This window comes from Reyranella soli, assembly GCF_007992495.1.
GTDB lineage: Bacteria > Pseudomonadota > Alphaproteobacteria > Reyranellales > Reyranellaceae > Reyranella > Reyranella soli.
This window is the reverse complement of record NZ_BKAJ01000134.1, coordinates 19,729-41,966: the sequence shown is the minus strand read 5'-3', so window position 1 is coordinate 41,966 and position 22,238 is coordinate 19,729. Positions and strand designations below refer to the sequence as shown.

Sequence of the window (22,238 nt, the reverse complement as noted above, 5' to 3'; positions counted from 1 at the left end):
GGGGGGGGGGGGGGGGGGGGGGGGGGGGTTACAACCGTCGATTCCCCCTCACCTAACCTCTCCCCCTAGCGGGGGAGAGGAACATGATTAATGAACGGACCTGGAGCTACGCCTCGCCGTAGTGCACGCGGCGATAGGCGCGTGACGGGATCAGGTCGTCCGTGTGGATGTCCCATACCGAGCCGATGTTGGCGGCCTGGTGCTCGCGGAACAGCGGGGCGAAGCGGCCCATCTCGGTGACGGCGGCGCCGCGCAGGCCGAAGCCCGTCGCCACGCCGGCGAGATCGCCGCGGCCGTGGATCGCTTCGCCGGGGTCGATGCCGTTGGCGCGGAACTTGTGGAACTCCGCGCCATAGCCGCCGTCGTTCATCACCGAGATCAGCATGCGGATGCCCTGGCGGCGGATGGTCTCCAGCTCCTGGATGTGCATCAGCAGGCTGCCGTCGCCCTCGATCAGCATGACCTTGCCGTCGCCGCGCGCCGCGGCGATGCCGATGGCGGCCGGCAGGCCCGAACCGATGGCGCCGAACTCGTTCACCACGTGATACTTGTCGGCCGGCCGGCCCTTCATGTGGGTCATGGCGATGCTGAAATAGTGGCCGCCGCCGACGACGACGTCCCAGTCCTTGGGGATCGCCTGGTCGAGCTCGAGGATCGCCTTGCGCGGATCGACGGTGTTGGGCTGGACCTGGAATTCCTTGGAGTCCGGAGAATCCTTGGCGATCTGCTGGGCCATGTCGCCGTTGCGGAAGCCGGTACGCGACACGCCGCGCGCTTTCATGCGTGCCACGATGGCTTCGGCCGCCGCCTTGGCGTCGGCGCGAACGTGGAGATCGGCCGTGCGCAGGCCCTGCCACAGGCCGCGCGGGTTGGTGTCGATCTGCACGGTGCGGGCGCCGGGATAGAGGTAGCCGCCCTCGGTCGTGTAATGGCCGAGCCCCGCGCCGATGCCGATCACCAGGTCGGCCTCGGCGAAGCGCTCGCGCGAGAAATCGCTGGCGAAGGAGCCGGCGATGTCGAGCGCATAGGGATTGCCGTCGAACAGGCCTTTGCCCAAGAGCGACGTCGCCATCAGGGCGCCCGACTGCTCGGCCAGCGCCTCGATCGCCTGGCGTGCGCCGGACCGGATCACGCCGCGGCCGGCCACGATGATCGGCTTCTCGGCCTCGGCGATCATGTCGACGACGCGGTCGACCATCGCGGGATCGGGGATCGGCCGCTGCGCCATCGGCACCAGCTCGGAGGAGGGCGTGTAGTCGGTGAGGTGCGGCCACGCCTGCTTCTGCAGGTCCATCGGCACGGACAGCACCACCGGCTTGCGCTCGGCCTGGGCGATCTGGAAAGCCTCGCGCACATTGTCGAGCACGCGGTCGATGTGCTTCACGCCGACGAAGGCGGCGCCGCAGGCCAGCGCCAATGGCGCCATGTCGATCTGCTGGATGTACCAGGAGGCGGTGAGGGGCGCATCGCCCGCGAACACCACCAGCGGCGTGTTGGAGCGCGCCGAGATGGTGAGCGCCGTCATGATCTGGGTGAAGCCCGGCCCGCAGGTCGTCGAGGCCACCCCGACCTTGCCGGTGGCGCGGGCATAGCCGTCGGCCATGGCGACGGCGCAGTGCTCGTGGCGGGCATGCACGACCTTCATGCCGGGCAGCTTCGACATCGCCACCGACCAGTACATGTTGGCATCGCCCATCAGCGTGAACAGCGTGTCCACGCCCTCGGCCGCGAAGGCGCGGGCCAGCATGTCGGTTACCTGCAGCTTGCTCATCTCGGGGTCTCCCTTTTTCCGAAGAGGCTGCGCAACCACGACAGGAATGCGCGCCACATGAGGTTGCCCGCGCTCAGCTCGGCGGCGGGCGGCGGCGATGGTGGTATCGGTGCTGGCTCCGGCGACGCCTGCGGCGTGGCTGCCGCCGGTCGTCGCTCGGCCACCAGCTTGGCGAGATTGGTCGAGAATTCGCCGAGCAGGGCGCGCGCGACATGCACGCCGCCGGCATTGGCGAAGGTTTCGAGCGGACCCGAGACGCTGAAGCTGCCGTCGATGGCGAGCTCGGTCGTCTCCTTGCCCGTGACCTTGACGTTGCCCGAGGCCAGCGCGCGCGAGGCGCCGCGGCCGTCGATGCCACGCCCCTCGATGGTGCAGGTGCGCTGGGTGTGATCGAAGGCGAGCGTGGCCTCGCCGCGGAACACCGCAACGGTCGGGCCGAACTTCACGCGCACCGAGCCGCGCCACAGCCCGTCGCCCTGGTCAGGAGAAAGGCTGGCGCCGGGAATGCACGAGGCGACCAGCGCGGGGTCGCTCAATAGTGGCCAGACGTCATCGGCGGGCAACGGGATCGTGGTCTGCTCGCTGAGAGACGGCATGGTCAGGCGGCAACCCGCCGTTCTGCCTCGTCCTGCATGATCGTCGTGCGCCAGTGGACGCGCGCCTCGTCGAGCGGATAGCCGCCGCAGGCCTTGTGCAGGCCGCAGCGATTGTCCCAGATCACGATGTCGCCGACGCGCCACTGGTGCTGGTACTGCGCCGGTGTCTCGACCATGTAGGGCGTGAGCTCCTTGACCAGGGCATCGCTCTCGGCCTCGCTCAGCCCCTGGATGCGCACGATGTGATGAGGATTGGCGTAGAGCGAGGTGCGGCCTGTCTCTTCGTGCACGCGCACGATGGGATAGACGGCCGGCGGCTTCTGCCGGTCCTCCGGCTCCAGCAGCTCATGACCCTCGCGCTTCTTGCCGCCGTAGATGTACTCGGCCTTGAGCCCGGCGATGCGCTGCTTGAGGCTGTCGGGCAGGGCCGCGTAGGCCTCGTACATGCTGGCGAAGGCGGTGTCGCCGCCGCTCGAGGGAATGGCGACGCCGTAGAGCTGCGTGCCCTTGCAGATCTCGGCGTCCCACGGCGAATCGGTGTGCCAGTGGCCGCCGCGATTGTAGATTACCTGGTTGACCTGGCCGTCGGCTTTCCTGGTGCCGATGCCCATGACAGTGAGCTCGGCATGGTCGGGATCGCGCGTCTTTCTCACGCGATGCGGCTTCAGCCGGCCGAAGCGGCGCGAGTAAGCCAAAAATTCTTCCTTCGTTAGGGCCTGGCCGCGCACCACCATGACGATGCTGTCGAGCCACGTCTGATAGAGCGTTCGCCACTCCTCGTCGGAGAGCGAACGGACGTCGACGCCGCTGACCAGGGCGCCGATCTTGGGATGAGGCCGTTCAATCTGCATGCGGGAAGTCTACGCCCGTCGTGCCGCTGGTAAAGCCTCGCCGTCTGGCCCGGCAGCGAGCCCAACGAGACCGACCAAAAGCAGCGTGCGTCGCATCGCGGCTTTGGTTTTCGCAGTTCCCGCTGATCCACCAGGTCGAGAGAGCGAGACCTCGCCATTGCCTCTTCCAGGCGGAGTGAATTTTTCACCCTGGCATGCTGCGTGCGGTGAATGTGCCGCGTGCATGCCCGCAATCACGGTCGCGCAGGCGCCGCCGACGCGGCTGGAATGTTTATTGCTTGTGCAATTCCCCACAAGCGTCCGTTCCAGCGTAGCGTAGAGAGGGCCCGATGAATGTGCAGGTGAAGGAGTATTTGACGCCGGTACAGGCGGTGCAGACCGGAGCCGTGTACGAAATCCCCGTGATCGACCTTGCGCCCTTCCGTGCCGGCACGTCGGGTGGCATGGAATCCTGCGCCGCGCAGTTGCGCACTGCGCTGGAAAAAGTCGGCTTCTACCTGATCGTCAATCATGGCGTGCCGCAGGCCACGATCGATCGGACCTATGAAGCCGTGCGCGGGTTCTTCGCGCTGCCCGAAGACGTCAAGCTGCCGCTGCTGAAGAACCAGCACAACATCGGCTACACGCCGATGCGCTCTCTCTACAATCGTCCGACGTCCGACCTGAACGCCAAGCGGCAGGTCACTGCCGCCGCCGAATCCTTCTTCATGAAGGCCGACCTCGCGCCCGATCATCCCGACGTGCTGGCCGGCAAGCGCTTCCGCGCGCCCAACCAGTGGCCGCCGGAGCCGTCGGCGCCCGGTTTCCGCGACGCCATGGTGGGCTATGCACGCGCGCTCGAGGCGCTCGGCAAGTCGCTCCTGCCGCTCTATGCCACCGCGCTCGACCTGCCGGTCGACTGGTTCGACCAGGCCTTCGTCGATCCGATGTACACGCTGCGTATCTCTCGTTACCCGCGCCAGGCCACGCTCGGCGAGCGGGAGCAAGGCCTGCCGCCGCACACCGACACCAGCTTCATGACCCTGCTGCCCTACAATCGCGTGCAGGGCCTGCAGGTGCGGCGGACCGATGGCCGATGGGTCGACGTGCCCGCGGTGCCGGGCAGCTTCGTGGTCAACAGCGGCAACATGCTGCGCCGCTGGAGCAACAACCGCTGCATGTCGACGCCGCATCAGGTCGTCAACCTGTCGCCGGAAGAGCGCTACGCCATGCCGTTCTTCCTCGACGTCAACCGCGACTGGGTCATGGATTGCCTGCCGAGCTGCAAGTCGGACGACAATCCCTTCCAGTACGAGCCGATGACCTACGCCGAATACATGGCCTGGTACACGACCGACTACACCGCGCCGAAGCCCCTGACACGCCTGAGAAGGATAGAGTTGTGAAAGCGTTCTCGATCACCGCGGCGCTGGCCGCATTCGCATTGGTTTCCGCCATCGCGCCTGCCACCGTCCGGGCCGACGCCGCCAAGCCGGTGCTGCGTGCCGGCCTCACCCTCGAGGTCTCGACCCTCGATCCGGCGCGCGCCACCAACTACGGCGAGAACATCATCGTGCTCAATGTCTACGATATGCTGGTGATGCCGATGCCCGACAACACCGTGGTGCCGTGGATCGCCAAGTCGTGGGACGTCTCGGACGACCGCAAGACCTACACCTTCCACCTGCGCGACGACGTGCTGTTCCACGACGGCAAGCCGGTCGAGGCCGACGACATCGCCTTCTCGATGCGCCGCGTGCTCACCCTGCCGGGCCTCGTCGGCGGCTATCTGCGCAACGTCGACAAGGACAAGATCGAGGTCGTCGATCCGCGCACGGTCCGCTTCAACCTGAAGGAGGTCGACCCGACCTTCATCCGCGCCCTGGTCAACCTCAAGATCCTGAACGGCAAGCTCCTGATGGCCAACAAGGCCGAGGGCCAGTACGGCGAATTCGGCGACTACGGCGTGAAGTACCTGCAGAGCAAGGACGCCGGCTCGGGCCCGTACTACATCGCCGACTTCAAGGCCGGCGAGGGCATCACGCTCAAGGCCTTCGAGGGTTACAAGCTGCGGCCGTTCGAGCCCGGCGCGCCGGTCGAGGTCAAGCTGCGCATCATCCCCGAGATCGTGACGCTCGAGAACAAGATGCTGGCCGGCGAGTTCGACGTCAGCCTGGTCAGCCCCTCGCCGCCGCGCGTCAAGATCTTCGCCGACAACCCGAAGTTCGCGGTCGATCAGTGGCCGACGCTGAACAACTACTACGTGGTCATGAACACCACCAAGCCGCCGCTCGACGACGTCAACGTGCGCAAGGCGATCTCGCACGCCTTCGACGCCAGCACGGCGATGAACAAGATCTATTCCGGCGGCATCCGGCTGAAGGGCCCCGTGCCGGAGGCGCTGCTCGGCAAGTGCGAGGGCATCGCGACTTACGAGTACGACATGAAGAAGGCGGCGGAATACATCGCCAAGTCGAAGTATTCGGCCGACGACCTCAAGAAGTTCAAGCTCGAGTACGCCTCGACGGCGGGCTCCGAGCCGTTCGAGAAGGTCGGGTTGCTGCTGACGCTGAACCTCAAGAGGATCGGCCTCAATGCCGAGGTCAAGACCGTGCGCTGGACCGACATCGTGGCCGCCCAGACCAAGCCCGAATCGGCCTATCCCTTCGTGTTCTTCTACGATTCGGCGCGCGTGCGCCATCCCAGCCCGCTGCTCAGCTTCTATACGAAGAAGGGCTGGGGCGCGCCCTATCCCAGCGGCGGCATCTACTGGGAGAATCCCGAGGTCACGGCGCTGATGGACAAGGCCTCGCTGCTGCCGGACGGGGCGCCCGAGCAGTATGCGCTCTACTGCGAGGCCCAGAAGAAGATCGCGGCCGAGGCGCCGGCCATCTTCGCGCACAACGACATCCGCGTGCAGCCGCGCTGGAAGTACCTCGTCAAGGCGGCCAAGCAGGACGGGGGCTCCTCGCAGTACGAGTACCGCTTCGAGACCTTCCGCTTCGACACGAAGGATCCCGACTTCGTCGCCAACCAGTCGAAGTAAGGGCGGGCGGCACCATGAGGTTCCTGCGCCGTGTCCTCAACATGCTGGTGGTGCTGCTGTTCGTGTCGCTGCTGATGTTCGTGCTGGTGCGGGTGCTGCCGGGCGATCCGGTCGGCGCCGCACTGGGCGACGGGGCGACCAAGGAGCAGGTCGAGAAGTTCCGCGTCCAGATGGGCATGGATAAGCCGCTGCAGGTCCAGTACCTCGCCTATCTGCGCGGCTTGCTCGACGGCAATTTCGGCGTATCCCTGATGGAACCGCGCGACGTCGGCACGATCGTCCGCGAGCGCCTGCCGGCCACGCTCGAGCTGGTGCTGTGCTCGCTGGCGCTCGCCATCGTCGTCGGCGTGCCGCTCGGCATCCTGGCGGCGACGCATCGAAACGGCCCGGTCGACCAGGCGAGCCGCCTGTGGTCATTGACCGGCGTCTCCTTCCCGAACTTCTGGGCAGCGCTGATGCTCCAGCTCGTTCTGGGCGCCGCGCTATCGCTGGTGCCGATCACCGGCCGCATCACCGGGCCGCCGCCCGAGCACATCACCGGCCTCTATCTGGTCGATGCGCTGCTTAGCGGTAATTTCAAGGCCATGGGCGACGCCGCCCGCCACCTGATCACGCCGACGATCGTGCTCGCGGTCGGCCCGCTGGCGCAGATCACCTCGATGATCCGCAGCTCCATGCTCGACGAGCTGGCCAAACCCTATGTCGGCTTCAGCCAGGCCGTCGGCATGCCGCGCTTCCTGATCAACTACAAGTACGTGCTGCGCAATGCCTTCTCCTCGACCCTGACGCTGATCGGCTTCCTGTTCCCGCTGATGATCGGCGGCGCCTTCGTGGTCGAGAAGGTCTTTGCCTGGCCCGGCGTCGCCCGCTTCGGCGCCGACGCCATCCTCGCCAACGACTACAACGCCATCGTCGGCGTGACCCTGGTGATCTGCCTGTTCGTGGTCGTGGTGAACTTCGTGACCGAGGAGCTCTACGTCGCCCTCGATCCCCGCATTCGGCTGGAGCGCTAGCATGGCCGTCACCTCGATCGACCAGGCGGCCGTCGCTGTCTCCGATCAGGCGGAAGCAGCTCCCGTCCGCAAGACCGGGTTTCGCCGCCGCTTCGCGCGGTTCGCGCGCAACCGGCTGGCGCTTGCCGGCGCGATCTGCCTGCTGGTCCTCCTCGTGGTCGCGGTACTGGCGCCGTGGATCGTGCCCTATCCCGACGACGTCGCCGATTCGCTGAACTTCGACGCCGTCTTGCAGCCGCCGTCGCTCGCGCATCCGATGGGCACCGACGAAGTCGGCCGCGATGTGCTCACGCGCGTGATGGCAGGCGCACGCTGGTCGCTGTCCATGGCCGTGATCGTGCTGGCGATCGCCGTCACGATCGGCGTGCCGCTCGGCCTGTTCGCAGGCTATTACGGCGGCGCGCTGGAACAGGTGCTGATGCGCATCACCGACGGCTTTTCGGCCATCCCGGCCCTCGTGCTGGCGCTCGCCATCACGGTTCTGCTGGGGCCGAGCCTGATCAACGCCATGATCGCCATCGGCTTCGTCTGGTGGCGCAGCTTCGCGCGCATCGCCCACGGCCAGACCTTGTCGCGCAAGCAGGAGACCTACGTTACGGTCGCCAAGTCGCTGGGCGCCTCGGACATGCACATCATGTTCCGCGAGATCCTGCCCAACATCTCCTCGCCGCTTCTCGTCGCGATCTCGCTCAATGCCGGCTATGCCGTGCTGACGGGCACGGCGCTCTCCTTCCTGGGCGCCGGCGCGCGGCCGCCGACGCCGGAGTGGGGCCAGATGGTGGCGGCCAGCCGCAACTATCTGCCGGGAGCCTGGTGGCCGTCGCTGTTCCCCGGCATCGCCATCTTCATCACCGTCGTCAGCTTCAACCTGCTGGGCGACGGGCTGCGCGACTACTTTTCGGAAGAGTGATGCCCGATTCGCTGTCCTTTCCGTCGGTGTCGGTGCAGGCACCCGTGGTCCGCCTGAACGGGCTGCGCATGGACTTCCACACCGGCGACGGCGTCGAGCAGGTCATCAAGGACGTCACCTTGCGCATCGATCCCGGCGAGATCGTCGGGCTGGTGGGCGAATCGGGTTGCGGCAAGAGCGTCACCGCGAAGCTGCTGCTGGGCATCCTGCCGATGCCGCCGGCCGTGGTGAAGGCGGGCAGCATCGAGATGTTCGGCCGCGATCTCGCAGGCCTTCCGTCGGGCGAGCGCGAGGCGCTGAAGAAGTTCGTGGCCTACGTACCGCAGGACCCGTCGGCGGTGCTCAACCCGTCCTTCACCATCGCCACGCAGATGATCGACATGATCGTCTGGTACGAAAGCGACCGGAAGCTCGCGACCTACTTCCGCAAGCGCCATACCCGCACCGTGGTGTCGCGCGCCCGCGACCACGCCGCGCATCTTCTGGAGAAGGTCTACATCGCCGATCCCGAGCAGGTGCTGCGGCGCTATCCCGTCCAGCTCTCGGGCGGCATGCGCCAGCGCGTGCTGCTGGCCATGGCGCTGAGCGGCAGCCCGCAGCTCATGATCGCCGACGAGCCGACCACGGCGCTCGACGTCACCGTGCAGAAGCGCACCATCGATCTCCTGAAGGACCTTGTCGAGCGCGAGGGACTGGCCGGGCTCTACATCACCCACGACCTCGGGGTGGCGCGCGAGATCTGCGCGCGCACCTACGTCATGTACGCCGGCACCACCGTCGAGAACGGGCCGACCGGGCCGCTGCTCGACGCGCCGCTGCACCCCTATACGCGCGGCCTGGTCGAGGCGATCCCGTCGCTCGAAGGCGGCCTGCCGCGGACGATCCCGGGCCAGGTGCCGGACTATCTGGCGCCGCCGCGCGGCTGCCGCTTCGCGCCGCGTTGCCCTGAGGCCTTCGAACGCTGCCGCGAGACACCCGAGCGCGTCGAGCAGGCCCCCGGCCGCCAGGTCGCCTGCTGGCTCTACGGCAAGGAGGCGGCATGAGCGACGCCGCCTTCCTGCAGGCCGCCTCCGTCACCAAGGCCTTCAAGGTGCGCCGCAAAGGAGATGGGCTCGGCATGACTACGACGGCCCTGCGCGCCGTCGACGACGTGTCGCTGGACATCGCCGAGGGCGAGGTCTTCGCCATCGTGGGCGAATCGGGCTCGGGCAAGACCACGCTCGCCAACCTGCTGGCGCGGGTCACGGTGCCGACCGACGGCCGCATCGTGCTCGACGGCGAGGAGATCTCGCGGCCCAGCGGCGTCGACCTGCGCAGCCTGCGCCGGCAGATCCAGATCGTCTTCCAGGACCCCGGCGCCTCGCTGAACCCGCGTCAGACGGTCGGCGAGATCGTGGCCCTGCCGCTGAAGCTCTCCGGCATGCGCGGCCGCCGCGACCGCGACGAGCGCATCCGCGATCTCCTCGAAGCCGTCCACCTGCCGGCCGACTTCGCCAATCGCTATCCGGTGTCGCTGAGCGGCGGACAGAAGCAGCGCGTCAACATCGCCCGCGCGCTGGCGCTGGAACCGCGCGTGCTGGTGCTCGACGAGCCGACCTCGGCGCTCGACGTCTCGGTGCAGGCCCGCATCCTGGCGCTGCTGATGGCGCTCAAGAAGGAGAGGGCGCTCACCTACGTGATCGTCACCCATAATTTCGGCGTGGTGCGCGCCATCGCCGAGCGCGTGGCGGTGATGTATTTCGGTAAGATCGTCGAGGTCGGCACGGTCGACCAGCTCATGGCGGCACCATTGCATCCCTATACGCAGACGCTCCTGTCGGCGATCCCGGTGGTGCGCGAGTCCGAACGCGCCCTGATCCCTCAGGTCGAGCCACGCGACGGCGAGCTGCCGTCCTTCATCGATCCGCCGCGCCACTGCTCGTTCTATTCGCGCTGCCCGGCGCGCCAGCCGCAGTGCCTGGAGCGCGCCCACCCGGCGCTGGTCGCCCTGCCCGAGGGGCGCAAGGTGAGTTGCCATGTGACGGCGCCCGCGACGTAGTATTGTCAACTCCCTTGCCGGCTCCGTCGGTGGGGTTGCGGACGGGCGACGAAGGAGACGGATCATGGATCTCGGATTGAAGGGCAAGAAGGTCGCCGTGACCGGCGGCAGCAAGGGCATCGGCCGCGCCATCGCCGAGGGTTTCGCCGCCGAGGGCGCCGGCGTGTCGATCTGTGCCCGCAACGCCGCCGAGGTCGAGGCGACCGTGGCGGCGCTGAAGGCCAAGGGCGTGAAGGCGTTCGGCCAGGCCCTCGATGTCGCCGACGGGCCGGCGCTGTCGGCCTGGGTCGCCGCCAGCGCCGAGGCGCTGGGCGGCCTCGACGCCCTGGTCTGCAACGTGAGCGCGCTCGCGGTCGGCGATTCGGCCGAGAGCTGGCAGAAGTCCTTCTCGGTCGACATGATGCACACCGTCAATGCCGTGCAAGCGGCCGTGCCGTTTCTCGAGAAGTCGAGCTCGGGCTCGATCGTGCTGATCTCCAGCGTCTCGGGCTTCGAGGTCGATTTCGCCGCCGGCTCCTACGGCGCCATCAAGGCGGCGCTGATCCATTACGCCAAGGGCCTGAGCCGCCAGCTCGTCGGCAAGGGCATCCGCGTCAACTGCGTGTCGCCCGGCAACACCTACTTCGACGGCGGCATCTGGCAGAACATCGAGAAGAACATGCCCGATCTCTTCGCCTCGACGCTCAAGGTCAACCCGACGGGCAAGTTCGGCACCGCCGAGGAGGTGGCGAACGGCGTCATCTTCATCTCGAGCCCGATGGCGAGCCGGATCTCCGGCACCAACCTGGTGATCGACGGCGCGCTCACGGTCGCGGTCTAGAGGAGCGGCTCATGAGCGGACATGGCAAGCACACGATCCATAGCGATTGCATCCATCACGGCTGGGACAACTCCTTCAAGCCGCGCATCACCATCAAGCCCGGCGAGACCGTCGAGTTCGAGACGCTGGATGCCTCGTCGGGCCAGCTCTCGAAGACCTCGACCGCGGCCGACCTGGCGAAGCTCGATCTCGGCCGGGTCAATCCGGTCACCGGCCCGGTGTTCATCGACGGCGCTCAGCCGGGCGATGCGCTCAAGGTGACGCTGCTGTCGTTCAAGCCGTCGGGCCCAGGTGGCGCGGGGTGGGGCTGGACGGGCAACATCCCGGGCTTCGGTCTGCTGGCCGACCAGTTCCCCGACGCCAAGCTCCATCATTGGCACTATGACGCGAGCCTTGCGCCCGCGATGTACGGTCCGGGCGGTCGGGTGCCGCTGAAGCCTTTCACCGGCACGATCGGCGTGGCGCCGGCCGCGGCCGGCCTGCACAGTATCATCCCGCCGCGCAATGTCGGCGGCAACATGGACGTGCGCGACATCGCCGAGGGCACCGAGCTCTTGCTGCCGGTCGAGGTCGCGGGCGCACTGTTCTCGGTCGGCGACACGCATGCCGCGCAAGGCGACGGCGAGGTCTGCGGCACGGCGATCGAAAGCTCGATCGACGTCGCGCTGAAGTTCGACCTGGTGAAGGGCGCCAACCTCAGGATGCCGCGCTACGTTACGCCCGGTCCGGTCACCAGCCATTTCGACAAGAAGGGTTACGAGGTCACGACCGGCATCGGTCCCGACCTGATGCAAGGCGCGCGCATGGCGGTCAGCGAGATGATCGACCTGCTGAGCAAACGCTTCGGCTATTCGCCGATCGACGCCTACATGCTGTGCAGCGTCTGCGCCGACCTGCGCATCAGCTCCATCGTCGACGTGCCGAACTGGGTCGTTTCGATGTACTTCCCGCGGATCGTCCTGGAGTAGAGCCGCCAAGACGCTGGTAAAGCCGCGCCGATTCGCCCAGCATCCTCCGCAAGACAGAAGCGGAGGAAATCGTGCGTCGTATCGCGGCTTTCGTTTTCGCTGTTCTGCTTGCCCTGCCCGCGACGGCTCAGGAGGCTTGGCCCAGCCGGCCGATCACCATCGTCTCGCCCTACGCTCCGGGCGGCGCCAGCGACTACCTTTCGCGGGTGCTGGCGGAAGCGCTGAAGGCGCGGCTGCACCAACCGGTGCTGGTCCAGAACGTACCGGGCGCGGGCGGCGCCGTCGGCTCGATCCAGGCGTCGAAGGCCAAGCCCGATGGCTACACCCTGCTGCTGAACCATATCGGCCTGTCGACCATCCCCTCGCTGTACAAGAAGCTCAATTTCGATCCGCTGGCGTCGTTCGAGTTCATCGGCCTGTTCGCCGAGGGGCCGATGATCATGCTGGCGCGCAGGGACTTCGCGCCAACGACCTTCGCCGAGCTGGTGGCCTACGCCAAGGCCAACAAGGAGAAGCTGACCTTCGCCTCGTCGGGCCTGGGCAGCGCCACGCATCTCTGTGCCATGCTGTTCCAGGAAGCCATCGGCACGCCGCTCACCATGGTGCAATACAAGGGCGCCGGGCCGGCGATTCTCGACATTCGCAGCGGCCAGGTCGACGTCATCTGCGACCTGCCGACGACCACCTCCGGCGCCATTCGCTCGGGCGATCTCAAGGCCTTCGTGCTGACCGCGCGCAAGCGCCTGGCCTCCTTGCCCGACGTGCCGACGGCGGTGGAGGTCGGCATGCCGAGCCTCGACATGAGCACCTGGTTCGGCCTCTACGCGCCGCGCGGCACGCCCAAGCCGATCATCGACACCCTGAGCAAGGCGTTGCGCGAGATCGTGGTCGACAAGGGCGTCGCCCAGCAGCTCGAGAAGATCGAGACCGAGCTATCCCCGGCGGATCAGGCAACGCCCGAGGCGTTGCGCACCAGGCTTTCCTCTCAGATCGACCTGTGGCGGCCGATCATCGAGAAGGCCGGCATCCAGGCGGAGTAGAGCCATGACGACACGTGCTTGCTTGCGCGAGAAGGGCGAGGCCATGCGCCGCCGCCTGTTCGGACCGGACGACGGTGCGCCCGCCTTCATGCGCGCCCTCAATACCGAGGCGAGTTACGGCGCCATCTGGAGCCGGCCGGGCCTTGCGCTCGAGGATCGCATGGTGTGCGCCCTGGCGGCCCTCGCTGCCGTGCAGCGCCTGAAAAGGCTTCGTCGCCATGTCGCGGCGGCAATCGATCTCGGGCTTTCGCCGCAGGCCATCGTCGAGATCCTGATCCAGATCGGCATCTATGCCGGGTTCGCCGCGTCGGAGGAGGCGGTGGAGACGGCAGGCGAGGTGTTCGGCGAACGCCAGATCGCCATGCCTCAGGAGCCGAGCCGTGGCGACTCGCTCGAGGTGCTGAGCGAGCGCGGCCGCAAGCTGATGGCTGAGCTGCACGGCGATCGCGCCACGCAGGGCTATGCCGCGCCCGGCAACGCGGTGACCGGCGCGCTCTATCCGCTTGCCATCCAGTACGGCTATGGCGAGATCTGGTTCCGTCCCGGCCTCGACTTGCGCCGCCGCGCGCTGGTCGCGGTTGCTGCCTTCACGGCGCTGAAGCTCGACGGCCAGGTGAAGAAGTTCGGCCAGTCGGCGCTCAACATGGGGCTGAGCCGGACCGAGGTGATCGAAGCCATCGTCCAGACGGCGCCGCTCAGCGGCTTCGCTCCGGCGCTGAATGCGCTGGGCGGTCTCAGTGAAGCTCTTGGAGGCAAGGCATGACCCACAACGCCCCCGAATTCCGGCATCCCGACGAGATGGAATGGGAGATGGGCCGCTTCAGGAACGTCACCAAGTTCCTGTTCCATCCGACGCCCGAGCGGCCGACCGTGCCCAATGTCGGCTTCCTGCGCTACGAGCCGGGCGCCGGCTTCCCGCTGCACAAGCACGACTTCGCGCAGGTCTGGTACATCATCGAGGGTGAGTTCCAGATGGGTCAGCGAAAGTACGGCCCCGGCACCTTGGTCTACATGGAAGACCCGCATTTTGAGGACGAGATGCGGACGGAAACCGGGGGAACAGTGCTGTTCGTGCAGTATCCCGGCCCGACCACCGGCGGCCGGCCGATCTACGAAGGGCGAATGAACCTCGAGCAGGCGCCCCGGCCGGAAGACCTCGACCTCGAGCACTGAAGTCCAAGGAAAAGGCCCACCTGATGGGGATCAGGTGGGCCCGCCACACGACCCGACGATGGGGGAAGAGAGCTTGCCGGAGGCAAGCTCGTCGGGACGCCCCCAAGAAATGTCCCAATGGCAGCGCGGTTGCCGTACGCAACAGTACCCTCCTTTGGTCCGCAACCGGACGCCTGCGTCGGCGTTATGTCAGTCGGTCAGCAGGGGAGCTGAATGCCGGATACAATCAATGTGTCACGACCGCGTATCCTGGTCGCCGAAGACAACTACCTCATGGCGGAGGAACCGGGAGACGTCGTCCGCGGCAGCGCCGTCGCCGGCGCGGCGTCATCAGTCGAGAGCAGGCCGGCCCTGATCGCCCGGGATGCGGTCGATGAAGCGGCCGTCCCGGCACGGGCAGAGCCGATTTTCGCCAACACCATCCTGGATTCGCTGCCGGCCGCGACGAGGTCCGCGTTGGCGGCGTGGCTCGAGCGTGTCCCGCTGAAGCGGGGCGACGTGCTGGACGTTTGCGGCGCGCCTGTCGGATACGTTCACTTCCCGGTCGAGGGCCTGGTCTCGATCTTCGTCGGCGCGACGGCGGCGACCCGGATCGAGGCCGCCACCATCGGCCGAGACGGCATGACCGCGCCTGGAATCCTGCTGGGCGACAGCGTCTCGCCCGGCCAGACGGTGGTGCAGGCGAACGGCAGCGCCTGGCGTATCCCGGCAGCCACTCTGTACCAGCTCAGCGAGAGCGATCCCGGCCTGCGCCATCACCTGCTCGGCCAGGTCGGCGGGGCGTTGCGTCATCTCGCCGATACGCTGTCGTACAGCGGCCGCGCGACCATCGTCGAGCGCTTGGCGCACTGGCTGGTGCAGGCGGCCTGGCGGCTGGGCAGCCGGCGACTCGAACTGACGCACGACGTGCTCGCCGAAATCCTCGGCGTGCGCAGGCCGAGTGTGACAACCAGCCTACAGATGCTCGAGGGCAAGCATCTGATCCGCTCGACGCGGCGCGCCGTCGTGATACTCGATCCGGAGGGATTGGCGGAGCTGGCGCAGCGCTGATCGCCGGCCGAGACCTCCGAGCGTAAAAATCGGCCGCCGACTGCAACTGCCATCGCGATCACGGCATTAACATGACATGCAATCCAGACATCACCATGCGCGGACCCTCGTGCTGCGGGAACTCTCCTTGCTGCGCGCGCTGGGTGCCAGCCTTCGCAACTCCAGCCGACCCGGCAGGCTCCGCCGTGCATCATTGTCGCTCGCGATGCTGCCGAAGCCGGATCCAGTCGCCTTGGCGCCGCGCGCTAGCGTAGAGTCCATGGTGCCGAATAAGGGTCCATGAAGGCGCTGTGACCTGGCACGGTAAGAGTCATCAAGGTCACGGCTACGCGATCTGCGCTTCTGACCTCCATATCTTCCGGACCCCTTGTCAGGGTTCGTCTCGTGCGACGTATTGCATGAGTGCTTGCTGATTGCCTGGCTTCACGCCGGCGAGGAGCTGCAGCGATCCCCCGCGGGAAATGATTCCGCGCGCGACCGCCGAGGTCGCTGCAATGCTCCAGACGCCGCCTAGGTCGCGCGTGACCTTTGTGACTCCGGGTACACCACGTGCCACGGAAGCGACGTCGGCGTCCACGGCTCTGACAAGAAGAACATAACCGGCGGCATTTGCTGCAGTCGATGACGGCGCCTCTTGCTGTTCGGCAAGTGCCGTCGGACGGGGCGGCGATATCGGTTCGGTGTCGGAACGTGCCGGACGAAGCCCAACCCACCACGTACGCAGGCGACGCGCGACCGATGTTGTCGCTGATTTCATGTCCCATCGCGACCCAATTGTCGCTCAGGTCGCGCCCCCCCCATTCAGGGCAAAAATATAGCTGTCAAGTTTTACAGGCGCATTCCTGGTGACCCAATTTCGCGGCGGCACAGCTTAATCCCACGAAGGTAGTTCGGGATCAGAAGCCTATGGTGCCGTGAAGACCACAGCGTCACGTTGCCATCGGCACCACGCTGAGACGGACGCTGTGCGGCGGATCGCCGTCGGCCACGAACCATCCCTGTTCGATCGCATGCCTCACGGCGGCGGCGCTCGCCTCGTCGTCGAGTCCCAGGCGCTGGGCGATGTCGTGCACCGGCACCCAGTGGCAAGGCCGGCCGCGGGCCAGCCGCACGACATCTTCGCGCATGGCCTGCGCCGTCCGGACCGCTTCGTCAGCTCGTTCGCTCATGACCTTGAAGAAATGTTCCCGTTGGCCGGAGGTTGCCTCGCTGCGCTCGGGATGCCAGGCGGACCTTGGCTACCTGCGCGCGGCCAAGTGGGCATCGACGGCCGCGGCGAGGTCGTCGTAGATCGCGACCGGCTGGACATAGTCCGGCAGGCCGTCCTCCAGGGCCTTGCGCCCCAGTCCGGTGCGCACCAGGACGCGCCGGCAGCCGGCATGGAACGCCGCCTTGAGATCGTCGACTTGGTCGCCGACGAATGGCGTCTCGGCCGGATTGGCGCCAAAGCGGGCCAGCGCGTCGCGCAGCATGCCGGCCGCAGGCTTCATGCGCGGCGTTTTGCGGGTGCAGGTGCAGCACAGGATGCTGGCGATGCGTGCGCCCTTGGCCGCCAGCAAGCGGGTCAGGGCGTCGTGTACCGCATCGAGGTCGGCGTGGCTCATGGCCCCACGCGCCACCTCCGGCTGGTTGGTGCAGATGGCCACGTCGAAGCCGGCCGCCGTCAGGCGGGCCAGCGCCTCCGCCGCGCCGGGGATCAGAGTCAACCCGGCGGGCGTCTTGATGTTGTCCTTGCGGTTGACCACGACGACGCCGTCGCGGTCGAGCAGGAACAGCGGCACCGAGGCACCGCCGCTCAGTCGTCGCCGGCCGCGGCGACCGGGTTGTCCTGCACCAGCTTGTGGCCGGTGTAGCTGCGGGTATGCGGCGGCGGCAGGTTGCCGCCCGCGAATTCCTGCTTCAGCTCCTCCTTGCGCGCCATGATGCGCTCGCCCAGCGCTTCGATGTCGAGCCCGGCCTCGCGCGCCTGGGCGAACAGGCCCTCCGCGCGCTTCTCCTCTTCCTTGACGTGATGCCTGATCAGCTCCGACAGCACCTTGACCTTGGCGTCGTAGAACTCAGCGTCCGGCTCGCTGTCGAGCAGCTCGGCGATCAGGACCTTGGCGCCGTCGTGCTCGACATAGGCTTCGTCGAGCACGTCCTCGTCCTCGATTTGGTCTTTGCAGGCCGGGTAGAAAATCTCCTCCTCGACCATCGAATGGATCATCAGCTCCGTGCAGATCTGCTGGACCAGCATCTTCTTGCGGTCTTCGTCGCGCGCCTTCTCGGCCTTCTCGAACAGGTCCTCGACCTTGCGATGGTCTTCCTTGAGCAGGGCGATGGCGTCGGGCTTGTCGCGGCTTGGCATTGGGGGACCTCAGGATGTTGCGGGTGAAAACCACACCGACAACGGAGCGTGCCATCGGACGTTGCCGCCTGAACTGCCGTACCGACGCGTGTTCAATATTGGACTGTACGGCCTCCGACTTTGACCTAGTCTTGACTCATCGTCGGCAGAGGCCCTTTGGCGCCGACGGCTGAGAGACCAGAGGCACGACGTAAATGCCCAGCGCTCCCGCCTTCAGGCGACGGAGTTCTGCCATGAGAGGTCTTCTTGCACCGCTCAGCTCGAACGAAGAAGTCACCCTTCGGCGTGTTGCGATGGGATCTATCTTGGCGCACAAGCTGCCGGCGGAGCATTTGAAGCGTCTGGAGCAATTGAAACTGATCGAAGCCGCCGGGGGCGGCCACCAACTGACGCCGCTTGGTCGTCAACGCTACAACGAACTGCCGCGGCCAGCGGCACTGGCGACCGATGGCTCGCCGCGAGAGATCGAGCAAATCCTCGCCAATGTCATCCGCTCCAGGCAAATCTAGACGGCGATGCGGGGCGGCATGACGAAGGGCAGGCTTTGCGCCTGCCCTCGTCACGATTCCTGTCGTGCTCAACCCGGCCAGTTCGCCCGCATGCGGTCGACCTCGGCCTGGCTCGGCCGGTAGGGCGGGGCCTTCTCGTCGAACGTCTGCCAGCCGGTCTTGCGGTACTCGGCGCCGCGTACGGCCGGATCGATCGGCTTGTAGGTCTCCATCAGCGTGGCGATGCGCCCGGCATCCTCGTCGCGCGTCCGCACTGTCACCATGGTTCCGCCGCGGCGGACTGCCTCGGAATAGACGACGGCATGGTCCCGATCGACGCCGGCATCGACCAATGCACCGACGATGCCGCCGGTGGCGGCCCCGGCAACGGCGCCCACGGCGGTCGCAGCGATCCAACCCGCGGCCACCACCGGGCCGAGGCCGGGGATCGCCAGCAGGCCGAGGCCGGCCAACAGGCCGGCGCCGCCGCCCAGCGCGCCGCCGATGCCGGCGCCCTTGGTGGCGCCGGAAACTTCGTCGACGTCGGCATGCTCGGCGCTCACATGCTTGTTGGCGACGACGCTGATATCGGAAGCGGGCACGCCGGCTCCCTCAACCGCATCGACGGCGGCCCGTGCCTGCGCGTAACTGTCATAGACTCGGCATACGGTAGTCATGTCGTCTCCTTTCGGTGGGGGTTACTGCTGCGCCTTGGTGACGACGTTGCCCTTGTAGTCGACGGCGATCTCGACGGACTTGCCGGCCTGAGTGCCGGTGCCGCGCCAGATCCCGTCATCGTCCTTCTTGAGGCCGGCGACGGCGTCGACCCCGCCATGGCCGATCGCGCGGTCCTTGGCCTGGCCTTCGGTGAAGCTGTTGGCGCCCTTCAGAGGCGCGCCCTCGTCAGCCTTGCGCGGCGCGTAGATGTCGGCCTTGCAGGAGTCCATGAACTCGGCCTGCGTGATCTTGCCTTCCGTGGCAATGGTCCGGTCGCCGACGCGCATCAGCGCGACGTAGCGGATCGACTCCTTGTCGGAAAGAACGCCGTCGCCGTTGGTGTCGGCCTTCTTCCACATGTCCTGGCACTCGGCGTCTGTCGCCGCCCACGCCGGCGCCGCCATCGCCACGCCGATCGCGGCGACGGCGAAAAGCGAGATCGTTCTCGTCATGAAGTCCTCCGTGCTGTTGGATTGTTCTCGATGAGACAAAGTGCGGCGCCAGCAATGGTTGCGGCCTTCTGTGAAATTCAGCTCGCACGCGTCGCGCGTCGGCGAACTAGCCGTGCCGGCGCTTCCTTTCGACCGGTGCCTCTGCCGTTTCCAGCGGCGACAGCGCCGGCCCATTGAGCACCGCGCCGTCGGGAGCGAACTGCGAGCCGTGGCACGGGCAATCCCAGCATTGCTCGGTCGAGTTCCAGTTGACGTGGCATCCGAGATGCGTGCACACGCCCGATCGGACGTGCAGCGTGCCGTCGCGCTCGCGGCATGCCGCCAGTCTCTTCAGGCCGTGGATGAGGATGCCGCCCTCGCCGGGCTGCAGCGCCTCGACGGACTTGAGCTCGCTGGGCAGCAGGTACTCCGCGAAATTCTTGATCGCCGTCACGTTCTCGCTGATGTAGGTGCCGATCGCCTTGGCGCTCTTGCGCGAGGGATCGTAGACGCTTTCCCAGGGGCTCGAGCCCGACACGATCAGGTTCCGGAGGAGCAGGCCGGCGAGGGCGCCGTGCGTGATCCCCTGGCCCGAATCGCCAGTCACCACGAAAACGCGCTCCTCGTCCGGGTCGCGGCCGATATAGCCGCAATGATCCAGGGTCGTCATGACCTGGCCCGACCAGCGGTGCGCCTCCTTGCCGAGCTCGGGCACCAGCTTGCGGATCCAGGCTTCGAGCCTGCCGAACCGCTCGTCGCCGTCATCGGCCTCGCCCGACTTGTGGTCCTCGCCCCCCACGATCAGGTAATCGCCCTCGCCGGAACCCGGATGGAGGCGGACGTAGTGGTAGGGATCGGCCATGTCCCAATAGAGCGCATCCGGCAGCGTGTCGCGGGCGATGCTGAACGCCATGGCGTAGGTGCGGTAGGGCGCCATCTTGCTGTGCAGCTCGACGCGCTTGTTGATGGGCGAGTTGGTGGCGACGATGGCATGGCTTGCCGCGATGCGGGCGCCGTTCTGCGTGTGCACCTCGACGCCCTGTGACGAGGCCTCGATGCGAACCACCGGGCTGTTGGCGAACAGGCGGCCGCGGTTGTCGACGACCACACGGGCTACTGCCTGCAGGTATTTCAGGGGATGGAAAGTCGCCTGGCGCGGATAGCGCAACGCCGGTGCGGTCTTGAAGGCGACGAACGGCACGCCCTTGGCGTGTTCGGCCGCGGCTCCGGCCTTGTGCGCGGCCTCGAGTTCCTTGTCGAGCTGCTTCTTCGCCTCCTCGCGCTTCATGCCTTCCGCCGGAAAGAGAAAGCCGTCCAGCCGCCTGAAGGCGCAGTCGATGCCGAGCTCGTCCACGATCGCCTCGATGCGGTCGACGGCCGCCTCCTGGCTCTGCTGGAACAGCCGCGCCATCTCCTCGCCGCGCAGGTCGATCAGGCTGCTGATGGTATCGTCGCAGATCGGCGCCAGGTGCGCGGTCGTCCGCGAGGTCATGCCGCCGGCGATCGAGCCGCGGTCGACGACGATCACTTTTTGGCCGGCGGCTGCAAGTTCGTAGGCGGCGGACAGACCGGCGATTCCCGACCCTACGATGACCGTATCGGCGGTGAGCGCCCCCTCGGCTGCCGATGCGTCGGGCAGTACCTCGACGCGCATCCAGAGCGACCGGGTCGCTTCGTCGCGTGCGTTCACGGCATTCTCCTCCGATGCATGGTCGGCAACGACAGCTTGGACCGGCGGTTGCCGCTTCCTACTTGAGCGCGCTGGGCAACGGCCGCCCGACCGGGAAGTCGTCGTACCAGGCAGCGCGGCGGCCACCGATCAGGCCGGCGATCAGCTCTGCGGCAAGGAACCCGAAGGTGATGCCGTTGCCGCCGTAGCCGTAGGCCGCAAGCAGGCGCGGATGGCCCGCCACGGGACCGATCAAGGGCAGGCCGTCCGCCGTCGTGCCGAAAACGCCGGACCAGGCTGTCTCGGCGCATGGCTCGGCATCAGGAAGAAGCCCGCGCAGCCCGGCCAGCAGGAATTGGGTCTTGTCGGGTGTCGCGCTCGCCCGATCGTCCGGCTTGCTGATCGCCTCGTCGTCGCCGCCGCCAACGACGATGCGATGGTCCTCCGTCGTGCGCAGGTAGAGATAGTGCTCGGTCGCCTCCCAGATCAGCGCTTCGCCGCGCCAACGGACGCGGCGAGGCTGCGGCGGCGTGGCCACGGCCCACGTCGTCGTCACCCGATGGATCTCCGACGCCATGAAATCGGGCATGACATAGCCAGTGGCGAGCACGACCCAGTCGGCTTCGATCGAATGGCCGTCGTCCATCACCACCGTCGTGCGCTGGTTGCCAGTGTCGTAGTGCACCGCATCGGCATCGAACAGGTGGCCACCCCCTGCGACGGCACGAGCCATCAGCCCGTGGGCGAGACAGAGCGGATCGGCATCGGCCGCGTCCGGCGACAGAAGGGCGGCTTCGCGGTCGATGCCGAACTGTTGGCGGAGCGTTTGGTAGTCGAGGAAATGGCCGGGCAGCCCGGCCCGCACCCGCAGCTCGTGCTCCTTCATCAAGGCCTGGGCGTCCGTCGTGCCCGCCGCGAGGTAGAGGGAGTTGCGCGCGCGCATCCGGCAGGCGATCTGGCGCTGCTCGACGAGCGACTGCAGGCCGCGCACTGCCTGCAGGCTCAGCCGATAGGCGCGGGCGGCCCGCTCGAAACCGTAGACGTCGGTGAGGCTGGCGAGCGGACGGTCGATCTCCCACAGCAGCATCGCGGTGCTTGCCGCCGTGCTGCCCAGTCCCGGCCGTTCGCGATCGACAATGCAGACGTCGCGACCATCGCGGACCAGGTGCTCCGCCACCAGAGCTCCGGTGATGCCGGCGCCCACGACCAGGACATCGCATCGCCTGTCCTTGTCCAGCGACCGGCGCGGCGGGCGCGCACCGTTTGCCCACGGCGCGCGACCGGTACGAAGGTCGCTGTGCTGCGCGCCGTCGATGGAAAGCATCAACCGT

At 67.1% G+C, this 22,238-nt stretch carries 23 protein-coding genes; 13 read left to right on the top strand and 10 right to left on the bottom strand.

Annotated elements, in window-relative coordinates; genetic code table 11:
* Nucleotides 1–106 precede the first annotated feature (106 nt).
* Genes RSO01_RS33670 through RSO01_RS33660 form a run of 3 tightly spaced genes read right to left on the bottom strand, consistent with a single transcriptional unit; the run spans nt 107 to nt 3,218 of the window.
* Nucleotides 107–1,771 carry a thiamine pyrophosphate-binding protein gene (locus RSO01_RS33670; protein WP_147154976.1) on the bottom strand — a complete coding sequence of 555 codons (1,665 nt, stop codon included), beginning with the start codon at nt 1,769–1,771 and terminating at the stop codon, nt 107–109.
* Nucleotides 1,768–2,367 carry an SRPBCC family protein gene (locus RSO01_RS33665; protein WP_147154975.1) on the bottom strand — a complete coding sequence of 200 codons (600 nt, stop codon included), beginning with the start codon at nt 2,365–2,367 and terminating at the stop codon, nt 1,768–1,770. The genes RSO01_RS33670 and RSO01_RS33665 overlap by 4 nt, the downstream gene beginning before the upstream one ends.
* 2 nt (nt 2,368–2,369) lie before the next feature.
* Nucleotides 2,370–3,218, bottom strand: coding sequence for a TauD/TfdA dioxygenase family protein (locus RSO01_RS33660; protein ID WP_147154974.1), 849 nt, complete (start codon nt 3,216–3,218; stop codon nt 2,370–2,372).
* A gap of 329 nt (nt 3,219–3,547) precedes the next feature.
* On the opposite strand from RSO01_RS33660, the gene RSO01_RS33655 reads away from it, so the two are divergent.
* From RSO01_RS33655 to RSO01_RS33600, 12 genes are all read left to right on the top strand, one after another.
* Nucleotides 3,548–4,603 (top strand): isopenicillin N synthase family dioxygenase, encoded by a 1,056-nt coding sequence (locus RSO01_RS33655; RefSeq protein ID WP_147154973.1) that lies wholly within the window; start codon nt 3,548–3,550, stop codon nt 4,601–4,603.
* Nucleotides 4,600–6,243 carry an ABC transporter substrate-binding protein gene (locus RSO01_RS33650; RefSeq protein ID WP_147154972.1) on the top strand — a complete coding sequence of 548 codons (1,644 nt, stop codon included), beginning with the start codon at nt 4,600–4,602 and terminating at the stop codon, nt 6,241–6,243. Before RSO01_RS33655 ends, RSO01_RS33650 begins: the two co-directional genes overlap by 4 nt.
* A 14-nt stretch (nt 6,244–6,257) precedes the next feature.
* Complete coding sequence (locus tag RSO01_RS33645) at nt 6,258–7,256, top strand: ABC transporter permease (RefSeq protein ID WP_147154971.1); 999 nt, start codon at nt 6,258–6,260, stop codon at nt 7,254–7,256.
* A 1-nt stretch (nt 7,257) separates the two neighbouring features.
* The gene (locus RSO01_RS33640; RefSeq protein WP_147154970.1) at nt 7,258–8,166 is read left to right on the top strand and encodes an ABC transporter permease; all 909 of its coding nucleotides are present in this window, start codon (nt 7,258–7,260) and stop codon (nt 8,164–8,166) included.
* Nucleotides 8,166–9,209, top strand: coding sequence for an ABC transporter ATP-binding protein (locus tag RSO01_RS33635; RefSeq protein ID WP_147154969.1), 1,044 nt, complete (start codon nt 8,166–8,168; stop codon nt 9,207–9,209). The genes RSO01_RS33640 and RSO01_RS33635 overlap by 1 nt, the downstream gene beginning before the upstream one ends.
* Nucleotides 9,206–10,204 carry an oligopeptide/dipeptide ABC transporter ATP-binding protein gene (locus RSO01_RS33630; protein WP_147154968.1) on the top strand — a complete coding sequence of 333 codons (999 nt, stop codon included), beginning with the start codon at nt 9,206–9,208 and terminating at the stop codon, nt 10,202–10,204. Before RSO01_RS33635 ends, RSO01_RS33630 begins: the two co-directional genes overlap by 4 nt.
* A 64-nt stretch (nt 10,205–10,268) precedes the next feature.
* Nucleotides 10,269–11,024 (top strand): SDR family NAD(P)-dependent oxidoreductase, encoded by a 756-nt coding sequence (locus RSO01_RS33625; protein ID WP_147154967.1) that lies wholly within the window; start codon nt 10,269–10,271, stop codon nt 11,022–11,024.
* A gap of 11 nt (nt 11,025–11,035) precedes the next feature.
* Nucleotides 11,036–11,992, top strand: coding sequence for an acetamidase/formamidase family protein (locus RSO01_RS33620; RefSeq protein WP_147154966.1), 957 nt, complete (start codon nt 11,036–11,038; stop codon nt 11,990–11,992).
* 71 nt (nt 11,993–12,063) lie between these two features.
* Nucleotides 12,064–13,032 carry a Bug family tripartite tricarboxylate transporter substrate binding protein gene (locus RSO01_RS33615; protein WP_170303550.1) on the top strand — a complete coding sequence of 323 codons (969 nt, stop codon included), beginning with the start codon at nt 12,064–12,066 and terminating at the stop codon, nt 13,030–13,032.
* Nucleotides 13,033–13,036: 4 nt separating this feature from the next.
* On the top strand, nt 13,037–13,795 hold the full coding sequence (locus tag RSO01_RS33610; protein ID WP_147154964.1) for a carboxymuconolactone decarboxylase family protein: 759 nt from the start codon (nt 13,037–13,039) through the stop codon (nt 13,793–13,795).
* A complete protein-coding gene (locus RSO01_RS33605) occupies nt 13,792–14,205 on the top strand; it encodes a cupin domain-containing protein (RefSeq protein ID WP_147154963.1) in 414 nt (137 codons plus the stop codon). The genes RSO01_RS33610 and RSO01_RS33605 overlap by 4 nt, the downstream gene beginning before the upstream one ends.
* Nucleotides 14,206–14,418: 213 nt before the next feature.
* Nucleotides 14,419–15,255 (top strand): Crp/Fnr family transcriptional regulator, encoded by an 837-nt coding sequence (locus RSO01_RS33600; RefSeq protein WP_170303549.1) that lies wholly within the window; start codon nt 14,419–14,421, stop codon nt 15,253–15,255.
* Nucleotides 15,256–16,184: 929 nt separating this feature from the next.
* Here RSO01_RS33600 and RSO01_RS33595 read toward each other — a convergent pair.
* From RSO01_RS33595 to RSO01_RS33585, 3 genes are all read right to left on the bottom strand, one after another.
* Nucleotides 16,185–16,424 (bottom strand): hypothetical protein, encoded by a 240-nt coding sequence (locus RSO01_RS33595; protein WP_147154961.1) that lies wholly within the window; start codon nt 16,422–16,424, stop codon nt 16,185–16,187.
* Between the two features lie 69 nt (nt 16,425–16,493).
* Nucleotides 16,494–17,054 carry a D-glycero-alpha-D-manno-heptose-1,7-bisphosphate 7-phosphatase gene (locus RSO01_RS33590; protein WP_373867971.1) on the bottom strand — a complete coding sequence of 187 codons (561 nt, stop codon included), beginning with the start codon at nt 17,052–17,054 and terminating at the stop codon, nt 16,494–16,496.
* The gene (locus RSO01_RS33585) at nt 17,051–17,602 is read right to left on the bottom strand and encodes a hemerythrin domain-containing protein (protein ID WP_147154959.1); all 552 of its coding nucleotides are present in this window, start codon (nt 17,600–17,602) and stop codon (nt 17,051–17,053) included. Before RSO01_RS33585 ends, RSO01_RS33590 begins: the two co-directional genes overlap by 4 nt.
* Nucleotides 17,603–17,835: 233 nt before the next feature.
* Here RSO01_RS33585 and RSO01_RS33580 point away from each other — a divergent pair, with 233 nt between their 5' ends.
* Nucleotides 17,836–18,111 (top strand): hypothetical protein, encoded by a 276-nt coding sequence (locus RSO01_RS33580; protein WP_147154958.1) that lies wholly within the window; start codon nt 17,836–17,838, stop codon nt 18,109–18,111.
* 68 nt (nt 18,112–18,179) lie between these two features.
* On the opposite strand, the gene RSO01_RS33575 is transcribed toward RSO01_RS33580, so the two are convergent.
* The 4 genes from RSO01_RS33575 to RSO01_RS33560 form a co-directional block, all read right to left on the bottom strand.
* Complete coding sequence (locus RSO01_RS33575) at nt 18,180–18,767, bottom strand: hypothetical protein (RefSeq protein WP_147154957.1); 588 nt, start codon at nt 18,765–18,767, stop codon at nt 18,180–18,182.
* A 21-nt stretch (nt 18,768–18,788) separates the two neighbouring features.
* The gene (locus RSO01_RS33570) at nt 18,789–19,259 is read right to left on the bottom strand and encodes a hypothetical protein (RefSeq protein WP_147154956.1); all 471 of its coding nucleotides are present in this window, start codon (nt 19,257–19,259) and stop codon (nt 18,789–18,791) included.
* A gap of 106 nt (nt 19,260–19,365) precedes the next feature.
* Entirely contained in the window at nt 19,366–20,928 is a 1,563-nt protein-coding gene (locus tag RSO01_RS33565; protein ID WP_147154955.1) for an FAD-dependent oxidoreductase, read from the bottom strand.
* 58 nt (nt 20,929–20,986) lie between these two features.
* A complete protein-coding gene (locus RSO01_RS33560) occupies nt 20,987–22,231 on the bottom strand; it encodes an NAD(P)/FAD-dependent oxidoreductase (RefSeq protein ID WP_147154954.1) in 1,245 nt (414 codons plus the stop codon).
* Nucleotides 22,232–22,238: the final 7 nt, after the last annotated feature.

Bases quoted from the DNA above. Each gene is read 5' to 3' on its own strand.
- RSO01_RS33670 (WP_147154976.1), bottom strand. From the start codon at position 1,771: ATGAGCAAGCTGCAGGTAACCGACATGCTGGCCCGCGCCTTCGCGGCC.
- RSO01_RS33665 (WP_147154975.1), bottom strand. From the start codon at position 2,367: ATGCCGTCTCTCAGCGAGCAGACCACGATCCCGTTGCCCGCCGATGAC.
- RSO01_RS33660 (WP_147154974.1), bottom strand. From the start codon at position 3,218: ATGCAGATTGAACGGCCTCATCCCAAGATCGGCGCCCTGGTCAGCGGC.
- RSO01_RS33655 (WP_147154973.1), top strand. From the start codon at position 3,548: ATGAATGTGCAGGTGAAGGAGTATTTGACGCCGGTACAGGCGGTGCAG.
- RSO01_RS33645 (WP_147154971.1), top strand. From the start codon at position 6,258: ATGAGGTTCCTGCGCCGTGTCCTCAACATGCTGGTGGTGCTGCTGTTC.
- RSO01_RS33640 (WP_147154970.1), top strand. From the start codon at position 7,258: ATGGCCGTCACCTCGATCGACCAGGCGGCCGTCGCTGTCTCCGATCAG.
- RSO01_RS33635 (WP_147154969.1), top strand. From the start codon at position 8,166: ATGCCCGATTCGCTGTCCTTTCCGTCGGTGTCGGTGCAGGCACCCGTG.
- RSO01_RS33630 (WP_147154968.1), top strand. From the start codon at position 9,206: ATGAGCGACGCCGCCTTCCTGCAGGCCGCCTCCGTCACCAAGGCCTTC.
- RSO01_RS33625 (WP_147154967.1), top strand. From the start codon at position 10,269: ATGGATCTCGGATTGAAGGGCAAGAAGGTCGCCGTGACCGGCGGCAGC.
- RSO01_RS33620 (WP_147154966.1), top strand. From the start codon at position 11,036: ATGAGCGGACATGGCAAGCACACGATCCATAGCGATTGCATCCATCAC.
- RSO01_RS33610 (WP_147154964.1), top strand. From the start codon at position 13,037: ATGACGACACGTGCTTGCTTGCGCGAGAAGGGCGAGGCCATGCGCCGC.
- RSO01_RS33605 (WP_147154963.1), top strand. From the start codon at position 13,792: ATGACCCACAACGCCCCCGAATTCCGGCATCCCGACGAGATGGAATGG.
- RSO01_RS33600 (WP_170303549.1), top strand. From the start codon at position 14,419: ATGCCGGATACAATCAATGTGTCACGACCGCGTATCCTGGTCGCCGAA.
- RSO01_RS33595 (WP_147154961.1), bottom strand. From the start codon at position 16,424: ATGAGCGAACGAGCTGACGAAGCGGTCCGGACGGCGCAGGCCATGCGC.
- RSO01_RS33585 (WP_147154959.1), bottom strand. From the start codon at position 17,602: ATGCCAAGCCGCGACAAGCCCGACGCCATCGCCCTGCTCAAGGAAGAC.
- RSO01_RS33580 (WP_147154958.1), top strand. From the start codon at position 17,836: ATGAGAGGTCTTCTTGCACCGCTCAGCTCGAACGAAGAAGTCACCCTT.
- RSO01_RS33575 (WP_147154957.1), bottom strand. From the start codon at position 18,767: ATGACTACCGTATGCCGAGTCTATGACAGTTACGCGCAGGCACGGGCC.
- RSO01_RS33570 (WP_147154956.1), bottom strand. From the start codon at position 19,259: ATGACGAGAACGATCTCGCTTTTCGCCGTCGCCGCGATCGGCGTGGCG.
- RSO01_RS33560 (WP_147154954.1), bottom strand. From the start codon at position 22,231: ATGCTTTCCATCGACGGCGCGCAGCACAGCGACCTTCGTACCGGTCGC.